Here is a 9,546-nt window from a genome sequence, read left to right as displayed (position 1 = left end):
GTCGCCCAGCTCTTCGACGCCGAGGCCGAGGCCCCGCCCGGGGTCGTCCACGACACCATGGAGCTGCGGGTCGCCGACGTCGACGTCCAGCTGCACCGCACCGCCCCCTTCACCGCGACCGAGCACGCCCGCGGCTCCGCGATGGCCGACCTGGTCAACGACGTCCTCGACCGCAGCCGCGAGTCGGCGGCGATCGGCACCACCCCGCCCGTACGCCGCCTGGGCACCGGAAGCACCCCCGACCTCGTCGTCACCGGAGAGACCGTCACCGCCCTGATCGACGGCGTCGCCGTCGGCATCGGCGAGGTCCTGGCCCCGACCGAGGACGACGAGAACGTACGCATCGTCAACCTGCGCGTCGACCCGGCCTGGCAGCGCCGCGGCATCGGCACCCGGCTGCTGGTCGACACCGCCAGGCTCGCGCACATGCTCGGCGCCGACGAGATCCTGCTCACGACGCAATCCGACAACCAGGCCGTGCTGCCCATGGTTCTCGCCGCCGGGATGCGCGGACGGATCCGGATGGCCGGCGACCTGCTGACCGTCAAGGTGCCGGTGCGGGACCTCAAGCCGCTGAGCAGGTAGGAAGGAATACCCGGTTAACCGGGTATTCCTGCACTTCTCTGGCGTTGCAACACCCGAGAAGTGCAGGAAAAGCCAGAGAAGTCTCGCCGTTTCGGCGATCTTCGGGGCCCGGCCGTAACATTTCTCCATGGAGATCCCGGAGAAGTTCGCGACGCTCGGCCTCACCTACGACGACGTACTCCTGATGCCTGGATACTCGGATCTGGCGCCGTCTGACATCGATACGACCTCCCGGCTGACCCGCGAGATCAACCTGCGGGTCCCGCTGATCTCCGCGGCGATGGACACCGTGACCGAGTCCCGGATGGCGATCGCGATGGCGCGCCAGGGCGGCATCGGCGTGCTCCACCGCAACCTGAGCATCGAGGATCAGGCCTACCAGGTCGACCTGGTCAAGCGCACCCAGACCGGCATCATCTCCAACCCGGTCACGATCGGCCCCGACGCGACGCTGGAGCAGCTCGACAAGCTCGCCGGTGAATACCGGATCTCCGGATTCCCCGTCGTCGACGTCGACCAGAAGCTGATCGGCATCATCACCAACCGCGACCTCCGGTTCACCCCGGTCGCGGAGTGGGCGACCACGAAGGTCAACGAGGTGATGACCTCGAAGGACCTGATCACCGGTCCCGCCGAGATCTCGCGCGAAGAGGCCACCAAGCTGCTGCGTCAGCACAAGCTCGAGCGGCTTCCGCTGGTCGACACCGACGGCCGCATCACCGGCCTGATCACCGTCAAGGACTTCGTGAAGTCCGAGCAGTTCCCCGACGCCTCCAAGGACGCCCAGGGCCGGCTGCTCGTCGGCGCCGCGATCGGCTACTTCGGCGACGCCTGGGAGCGGGCCACCACCCTGATCGAGGCCGGTGTCGACGTGCTGGTCGCGGACACGGCCCACGGCAACGTACGCATGCTGATCGACATGGTCCACCGCCTCAAGACCGACCCGGCCACCAAGCACGTCCAGGTCATCGGCGGCAACGTCGCCACCAAGGAAGGCGCCCAGAGCTTCGTCGACGCGGGCGCCGACGCGGTCAAGGTCGGTGTCGGCCCGGGCTCGATCTGCACCACCCGCGTCGTCACGGGCGTCGGCGTGCCGCAGATCTCCGCGGTCTACGAGGCCTCCCTGGCCTGCAAGCCCGCCGGCGTCCCGGTGATCGCCGACGGCGGTCTGCGCTACTCCGGCGAGATCGGCAAGGCCATCGTCGCCGGCGCCGACACGGTGATGCTCGGCTCGATGCTCGCCGGCACCGAGGAGACCCCCGGTGACACGGTCCTGATCAACGGCAAGCAGTTCAAGGCCTACCGCGGCATGGGCTCCATGGGCGCGATGTCGAGCCGCGGCAAGAAGTCCTTCTCCAAGGACCGCTACTTCCAGGCCGAGGTCACCGACGACGACATGATCGTCCCCGAGGGTGTCGAGGGCCAGGTCGCCTACAAGGGTTCGCTGGCCACCGTCGCCCACCAGCTCACCGGCGGCCTGCACCAGACGATGTTCTACGTCGGCGCGCGCACCATCCCCGAGCTGCAGACCCAGGGCCGCTTCATGCGGATCACCTCGGCCTCGCTCAAGGAGTCGCACCCCCACGACGTCCAGGTCACCGCCGAGGCGCCGAACTACCACTCCTGACCGACCGACGCTCTCGCGCGTCGAGCCCCGAACCCATTGGGTTCGGGGCTCGTCCCATTTCTCGGATGCCTCACCCGGAAACATCCTCTACAGATAGAATGTTGAGCAAGTTACTCGACATATAGAGGTGGTCGCGCGTGAGTGTTGATGAGGCCGTACGTCGCCACCCCCTGCTCGCTCGCGACGGAGACGACGAGCTCCTCGATGCCCGGCTCGTCGGGCGCCGCAAACCGGGGCAGTGGATCTCGGCGGTGCTCGCGCTGCTGGTCGTCGCCGGGATCGTGAAGAGCCTGGTGACGAACCCGCGCTACCACTGGGACGTGGTCGGCGCGTTCTTCCTGCGCCCCTCGATCCTCGACGGGCTGGTGCTGACCCTGTGGCTGACCGCCGCGGTGCTGGTGAGCTCCTACCTGCTCGGCATCGTGCTCGCGGTCATGCGGCTCTCCTCGAACCCGGTGCTGAGCTCGGTCAGCGCCGTCTACATCTGGTTCTTCCGGAGCGTGCCGCCGCTGCTGCAGCTGCTCTTCTGGTTCCAGATGGCCTCGCTGTATCCGCAGCTCAGCCTGGGCATCCCGTTCCTGAAACCGTTCGTCACGATCGAGACGGCTCACCTGTTCAGCGGCCTGCTCGCGGCCTTCGTCGGACTCACCTTCGACATCGCCGCGTTCGCCGCCGAGATCATCCGTGGCGGCCTGGTCTCGGTCGAGGCGGGCCAGACCGAGGCGGCCAAGGCGCTCGGCCTGTCCAGGGCCCGGATCTTCTGGCGGATCGTGCTCCCGCAGGCGATGCCCGCGATCATCCCGGCCTCCGGCAACCTGCTGATCGGGCTGCTCAAGGGCACCTCGATCGTCTCGGTGATCGCGGTGCAGGACCTGCTCTACTCGGTGCAGCTGATCTACGCCCAGAACTACCTGGTCATCCCGCTGCTCCTGGTCGCGACCATCTGGTACCTGATCCTGGTCACGATCCTGTCGACGATCCAGTTCTTCGTCGAGCGCTACTACTCCCGCGGCAAGGGCGCGCGCACCGGATTCTGGCGGCTGTGGCGGAGCCAGCTCCCGCTCGTGCCGCGCTCGCCCCGGCGACGTGAGCTGGAGGTGCTGCGATGAGCGAGCCCCTCGTACGAGTCCGCGGCCTGACCAAGCGGTTCGGCCCCAACACGGTCCTCGACGGCATCGACCTCGACGTCGCCCGGGGCTCGGTGGCGGTGGTCCTGGGGCCGTCGGGCTCGGGCAAGTCCACGTTGCTGCGTACGGTCAACCACCTGGAGAAGCCCGACGCCGGCTTCGTCGAGGTGGACGATGAGATCATCGGCTACCGGCGTGACGGTGACCAGCTGAGGGAGCTCTCCGACCGGGCGATCACCCGGCAGCGCAGCCGGATCGGGATGGTCTTCCAGCAGTTCAACCTGTTCCCGCACAAGACCGCGCTGGAGAACATCCTGGAGGGGCAGCTGGCCGCAGGCGTACGCCGCCGGGCGGCCGAGGCGCGCGGGCGCGAGCTGCTCGACCGGGTCGGCCTGGCCGACCGGGAGCGCTCCTACCCGCGGCAGATGTCGGGTGGTCAGCAGCAGCGCGTGGCGATCGCCCGCGCGCTCGCGGTCGAACCCGACCTGATGCTCTTCGACGAGCCGACCTCCGCGCTCGACCCCGAGATGGTCGGCGAGGTGCTCGGTGTGATGAAGGACCTCGCCCAGACCGGGATGACGATGATCGTGGTCACTCACGAGATCGGCTTCGCGCGCGAGGTCGCCGACCAGGTCGTCTTCCTCGACGATGGCCGGCTGGTCGAGGCCGGGGCACCCGGCGACGTACTCGTGTCTCCCACCCACGAGCGCGCTCGGGCGTTCCTCTCCGCTGTGTTGTGAGCCCCCAGACTGTGACCTCCCAGACAAGGAACCGATCCATGAAGCTCAAGCTCGCCCTGGTCGCGATCGCGGCCCTCGCCCTCGCCGGTTGCGGCAACGCCTCCGACACGCTCAGCGACGCCGAGCGCGGGATCGGGTCGTCGGGCTCGGCCTCCGCCGAGCCGGCCGCGATCCCGACCCAGGACGTCGTCTCGGACGTCGAGGCGGACCCGGCGCTGACCGAGCGGCTGCCTGCCGACGTACGGAAGTCCAAGACGCTCGTCCTCGGCACCACCGAGGCGACCGGCGAGCAGGGGCTCCCGCACGGCGGCTCGGACCAGTCGGGCGAGCAGATCGGCCTCGACATCGACCTGCGCAACGCGCTCGCGGCTAAGCTCGGGGTGACCTGGAAGACGGAGTTCGGCAGCTTCGAGACGATCGTCCCGGGCACCCAGAGCGGCAAGTACGACGTCGGCCAGGCGAACTTCGCGGTCACCTCCGAGCGGATCAAGGTGGTCGACTACGCCACCTACCTGCTCGACGGGCAGTCGTTCGTCACCCGCGAGGACAGCGACCTCGACCAGGTCGAGACGCTGACCGACATCTGCGGGCACACGGTGGCGACCTCGCCGGGCTCCAGCTTCCAGCAGATCCTCGAGGACGGCGCCGCGGAGTGCGAGAAGGCTGGCAAGAAGGCCTATGAGGTCGAGTACTTCAAGGACAACGCCGCGATCCTGCTCGGTCTGCAGAACGGCAAGACCGACCTCTACTTCGGGCCGACCCTGTCGCTGAAGTACCTGGTCTCCCACCAGCCCGGTCTGAAGTACCTCGGCGAGCTCAGCCTCACCGACGTCGGCTTCGTCGTCGCCAAGAGGTCGCCGCTGGGCCAGGTGCTCGTCGACGCCGTCAATGCGCTCATCGCCGACGGGACTTACAACAAGATCTTCACGAAATGGGACGTTTCGGACATAAAGCTCGACAAGTCGGAGTTCAATCCGAAGCCGGCATTCTGAACCTTCCGGGAGGACCTATGACCGTCACCGACACCGACACCTTCGTCCAGGACTGGACCGCCTGGCACGAGGAGCACGAGAAGAAGCGCGCCTCGCCCCACGGGTTCCTCGCGATCACCTCGATCCGCTGGCTCGGCGAGGAGCCGGAGACTTACGACGACGTGCCGGGCGCCTGGTCGAGCGGCCCCGAGGGCATCGTGGTCTCGCTGGCACCGGGTGAGTCGCTGGTCGTCGACGGCGTCGAGGTCACCGGTCGGCACTCCTTCGGCGTCATCGACGAGCGCGGCGGGATCACCGCCGAGTTCGGCGACGCGGTCGTCGAGATCGCCAAGCGCGGCGGCAACGACATCATCCGCCCCCGCCACCCCGACAACCCGGTCCTGACCGGCTACCAGGGGACCGAGGCGTACGCGCCGGACCCGCGCTGGGCTGTGCCCGGGCGCTTCGTCGCCTACGAGACGCCCGTACCGACCACCGTCGGCTCGGTCGTCGACGGCCTCGAGCACGTCTACGAGGCCGTCGGCGAGATCGAGTTCGAGGTGGGCGGTGCGGTGCACAGCCTCATCGCCTTCCCCGGCTTCGCGCCCGGCTCCCTGCACGTGCTGTTCGTCGACGAGACCTCGGGCAGGACGACGTACGCCGCCAACCGCTCGCTCTCCGTCGGCGCTCCTGACGCGGACGGCAACGTGGTGATCGACTTCAATCGAGCGACCAACCTGCCGTGCGCCTACACCGATCACGCCACCTGCCCGCTCCCGCCGGCCGGCAACCGGCTGCCGGTGGCGGTCGAGGCGGGGGAGAAGAAGCCGTAGGCGCTCGGGGGCGGCGGGGGTAACACGGTGTTACCCCGGCACACGACCCTCAGCGACCCCGCCGCGCCCACTCCTCGGCGATCAGCTGATAGGAGCGGACCCGGTCGGCGTGGTCGTGGGTGATGGTCGTGATGACCAGCTCGTCCGCCTCGACGGCGCGCTGGAGGATCTCCAGCTGATCGGCGACCTGCGCAGCCGTGCCGACGAACTGGGTGTCGAGGCGGTCCTGGACCAGAGCCCGGTCCTCCTCGGTCCACTCCCAGGCACGGGCCTCGTCGGGGGTCGGGAACGGGATGGCGCCCTCGCCGGTGCGGATGGAGCGGACCCACAGGCCGTAGCCGGTGGCGAGCTCGCGGGCTTCCTGCTCGGTCTCGGCGACCACCACGTCGGCGGAGACCGCGACATGGGGCGCGGTCAGGGTGTCGGAGGGTGCGAAGGCGGTGCGGTAGGAGTGCGCTGCCTCGAGGACGCCGGAGGGGTTGACGTGGTAGTTCGTCGCGAACCGGAGGCCGCGCTTGCCGGCCACCTCGGCGCTCTCCCCGCCGCTGCTTCCCAGCACCCACAGCTCGAGCTGGGCGCCCTCGCCAGGGACTACTCTCGCCGGGGTGCCGGCGGCATCCCGGTAGGTGCCGTCGACGAAGGCGAGGATCGTGTCGATCTGCTCGCCGTAGTCGGCGGAGGTCGCCCCGGGCAGCTGCAGGAGTTCCTTCTGGAGCTGGAACCTCGGCGACCCGAGTAGTCCGCGAGGATCGAACCTCGGCGGGACGAGCAGCCCCTCCGGGGTGCGTCCGTCGACCAGCTCCACCGGGATGACCGCCGGGCCAGCGGCCCCGGGCCTGCCGCCGGAGCGGCCCAGGCCGAGGTCGATCCGACCGGGGAAGGCGGCGTCGAGCAGCCCGAACTCCTCGATCGTCGACAGCGCCGTCCGGTGCCCCATCAGGACCGCGCCGGAGCCCAGCCGGATGCGCGAGGTCGCCGCACCCAGCAGAGCGAGGACCACCGCCGGCGAAGTGCCGGCGACGCCGGGGTTGAGGTGGTGCTCGGCGACCCAGTAGCGGTGGTAGCCGAAGGACTCGGTCGCCTGCGCGAGCGCGATGGCGTTGCGTACGGCGTCGGGGCCGGAGGCCCCGGAGGACACCGGCACGAGGTCGAGGACTGACAGAGGAGTGTGGCTCATCGGTGTGCTCCGATCGTGGGGGTGTCCTCGGCCGGGGAGCCCCAGCCCCAGGGCGGGTCGGGGAGGGCGGTCCGTAGCGGGGCGGCCACCTCGGTGGCGAAGAGCTCCAAGCTGTCGCGGTGCTGCTGCTCGGTCAGGCCACTGGCGTCCGCCTGGACGTGGACGACCTGGTGCCCGAAGCGCTCGTGGTAGCGGTGGATCTTCTCGATCACCTGCTGCGGCGACCCGACCAGCGCCGAGGATCTTTCGACGAAGTCCTCCAGGGTCGGGAAGACCGGCTCGAGCCCGAGGCCGGCCTGGAAGGCGAGCTGGCCCTCGAAGACGGGTCGATAGGCGGCGTACGCCTCCTGGCTCGTCCTTGCTACGTAGAGGCCGGCGGTCCCGGCGCCGATCGCGATGTCGGCGGGGTCGTGGCCGTAGGCCACCCAGCGCTCGCGGTAGTGGTCGACCAGCTCGCCGTAGGGCTCGATCGGGTTGGTGACGTTGGCCGAGAACAGCGGGTCGCCGTAGCGCGCGGCGAGGTCGACGGACTCCTTCGAGGTGGCGCTCCCGTGCCACACGCGCACCGGCTGCTGAAGCGGCCGCGGCCACACCTCCGCCTCGACCAGCTCAGGGCGGAAGCGAGGCGAGGCGGTCACCCGATCCTGGCGCCACAGCTTGCGGAAGATCTCGTACGACTCCGCGTTCCGGTCCCACTGGTCCTCCGGCGTCACCCGGAACAGGTCACGCTGCGCGGAGCCGTTGCCTTTGCCGATGATCAGCTCGAGCCGGCCGCCGGAGAGGTGGTCGAGGGTGGCGTAGTCCTCATAGGCGCGCACCGGGTCCAGCAGCGCCAGCGTCGTCACCGCGGTGAAGAGCCGGATGCGCTGCGTACGGGCGGCGAGGTGGGAGAGGACCACCGTCGGGGAGGAGGAGATGAACGGCCGTTCGTGCCGCTCGCCGACCCCGAACCCGTCGAACCCGAGCTCCTCGGCGAGGACGGCGTTGGTGACGACCTCCTGGAACCTGTCGTACGTCGCCTTCTGCTGCCCCGTCACCGGATCGGGACGATGCACGATGAGCGTGATCGCCAGGAACCTCATCTGGTCGGCTCCCGCAGGCCGAGGTTCTCGCGGAGCGTGGTCCCTTCGTAGGCCGTGCGGAAGACGCCGCGCTCCTGGAGCAGCGGCACGACATGGTCCACGAAGGGCGCCAGACCGCCGGGGGTGATGTGGGAGACCAGGATGTAGCCGTCGGCGGCGTCGTTCTGCACGTAGGTGTCGATCGTGTCGGCGATCGTCTCCGCTGAGCCGATGAAGCTCTGCCGGCCGGTGACCTCGACGATCGTCTCGCGGGTGCTCAGGCCCTTCGCCCGCGAGATCGCCCGCCACCGCTCCGCCTGCTCCAACCGGTCGCCGTGCGAACGGGCGCTGGCGCGGCCCTTGGCGATCAGGTCCTCGTCCTCGCTCGGGTCGACCGTGGGCAACGGGCCGTCGGGGTCATGGTCGGAGAGGTCGCGGTTCCACAGCTGCTCGAGCAGCTTGATCGCGGTCGCCGGGGAGACCTGCTGCAGCCTGATCTCACGGGCCAGCTCGACGGCCTCGGCGTCGGTGTCGGCGAGGACGAAGGTGGCCGCGGGCAGGATCAGCAGGTCATCGTGGCGGCGCCCGTACTTCTCCAGGCGTCCCTTCACGTCGACGTAGAACCGCTGACCGTCCTCCAGATGGCTGTGCCGCGAGAAGATCGCGTCGGCCTTCTGCGCGGCGAACTCGCGACCCTCCTCGGAGTCGCCGGCCTGGAAGATCACCGGGCGCCCCTGCGGGCTGCGCGGGACGTTGAACCGGCCGCTGATGTCGAACTGCGAGTCGTGGTGCTCGAACGCGCCCGGCGCCGGCGTCGAAAGCGATGCCGACAGGAAGGCTCCGGAGGCCTTGTCGGCGAGGATCTCGTCGCCCCTCCATGTGTCCCACAGCCGGATCGCGGCGTCGAGGAACGTCTTGGCCCGCTCGTAGCGCTCGCCCTGCGGCAGGTAGCCGCCACGCCGGAAGTTCTCGCCGGTGAACGCGTCCCAGGAGGTGACCACGTTCCAGGCTGCGCGCCCGTCGGAGAGGTGGTCCAGGGAGGCGAACTGGCGGGCCACCTCGTAGGGCTCGTTGAAGGTGGAGTTGACAGTGCCGGTCAGGCCGATCCGTTCGGTGACGGCGGCGAGCGCGGACAGGACGGTGAAGGTGTCGGGCCGCCCCACCACGTCCACGTCGTATATCTGGCCGCCCTGTTCGCGCAGCCGCAGCCCCTCGGCGAGGAAGAGGAAGTCGAACTTGGCGCGTTCGGCGGTCCGCGCGAAGTGCGCGAACGAGCTGAACTCGATGTGGCTGCCCGCCCGAGGGTCGCTCCACACGGTGGTGTTGTTGACGCCGGGGAAGTGGGCCGCGAGATGGATCTGCTTCAGGGGCTTGCCCGTGGCCGGCGTGCCCGTGGTCGTGGTCGGCTTGCTCATGGTCGTACGA

9 protein-coding genes are annotated in these 9,546 nt (G+C 69.4%); 6 read left to right on the top strand and 3 right to left on the bottom strand.

The window, feature by feature from the left end; all coding sequences use genetic code 11:
- The 6 genes from VIU94_RS14685 to VIU94_RS14660 form a co-directional block, all read left to right on the top strand.
- The coding region (locus VIU94_RS14685) for a GNAT family N-acetyltransferase (protein ID WP_331911523.1) at positions 1-585 on the top strand (585 nt) is incomplete at its 5' end.
- Between the two features lie 127 nt (positions 586-712).
- On the top strand, positions 713-2,212 hold the full coding sequence (gene guaB / locus VIU94_RS14680; RefSeq protein WP_331911521.1) for an IMP dehydrogenase: 1,500 nt from the start codon (positions 713-715) through the stop codon (positions 2,210-2,212).
- A gap of 137 nt (positions 2,213-2,349) precedes the next feature.
- Positions 2,350-3,321 carry an amino acid ABC transporter permease gene (locus tag VIU94_RS14675; protein ID WP_331911519.1) on the top strand — a complete coding sequence of 324 codons (972 nt, stop codon included), beginning with the start codon at positions 2,350-2,352 and terminating at the stop codon, positions 3,319-3,321.
- The gene (locus VIU94_RS14670) at positions 3,318-4,079 is read left to right on the top strand and encodes an amino acid ABC transporter ATP-binding protein (RefSeq protein WP_331911517.1); all 762 of its coding nucleotides are present in this window, start codon (positions 3,318-3,320) and stop codon (positions 4,077-4,079) included. The genes VIU94_RS14675 and VIU94_RS14670 overlap by 4 nt, the downstream gene beginning before the upstream one ends.
- Before the next feature lie 38 nt (positions 4,080-4,117).
- A complete protein-coding gene (locus tag VIU94_RS14665) occupies positions 4,118-5,071 on the top strand; it encodes a transporter substrate-binding domain-containing protein (RefSeq protein ID WP_331911515.1) in 954 nt (317 codons plus the stop codon).
- Between the two features lie 17 nt (positions 5,072-5,088).
- Positions 5,089-5,883 carry a DUF1684 domain-containing protein gene (locus VIU94_RS14660; protein ID WP_331911513.1) on the top strand — a complete coding sequence of 265 codons (795 nt, stop codon included), beginning with the start codon at positions 5,089-5,091 and terminating at the stop codon, positions 5,881-5,883.
- A 49-nt stretch (positions 5,884-5,932) separates the two neighbouring features.
- Here VIU94_RS14660 and VIU94_RS14655 read toward each other — a convergent pair whose 3' ends face one another.
- The 3 genes from VIU94_RS14655 to VIU94_RS14645 are packed head-to-tail and all read right to left on the bottom strand — an operon-like array spanning position 5,933 to position 9,536.
- Complete coding sequence (locus tag VIU94_RS14655) at positions 5,933-7,060, bottom strand: LLM class flavin-dependent oxidoreductase (RefSeq protein ID WP_331911511.1); 1,128 nt, start codon at positions 7,058-7,060, stop codon at positions 5,933-5,935.
- A complete protein-coding gene (locus tag VIU94_RS14650; RefSeq protein ID WP_331911509.1) occupies positions 7,057-8,142 on the bottom strand; it encodes an LLM class flavin-dependent oxidoreductase in 1,086 nt (361 codons plus the stop codon). The genes VIU94_RS14655 and VIU94_RS14650 overlap by 4 nt, the downstream gene beginning before the upstream one ends.
- Positions 8,139-9,536 (bottom strand): NtaA/DmoA family FMN-dependent monooxygenase, encoded by a 1,398-nt coding sequence (locus tag VIU94_RS14645; RefSeq protein ID WP_331911507.1) that lies wholly within the window; start codon positions 9,534-9,536, stop codon positions 8,139-8,141. The genes VIU94_RS14650 and VIU94_RS14645 overlap by 4 nt, the downstream gene beginning before the upstream one ends.
- Positions 9,537-9,546: the final 10 nt, after the last annotated feature.

It is taken from the genome of Streptomyces sp. (assembly GCF_036566765.1).
Taxonomy (GTDB): Bacteria; Actinomycetota; Actinomycetes; order Streptomycetales; family Streptomycetaceae; genus Streptomyces.
Note: the sequence above shows the minus strand (reverse complement) of the source record. Positions and strands in the feature narration are given on the sequence as shown.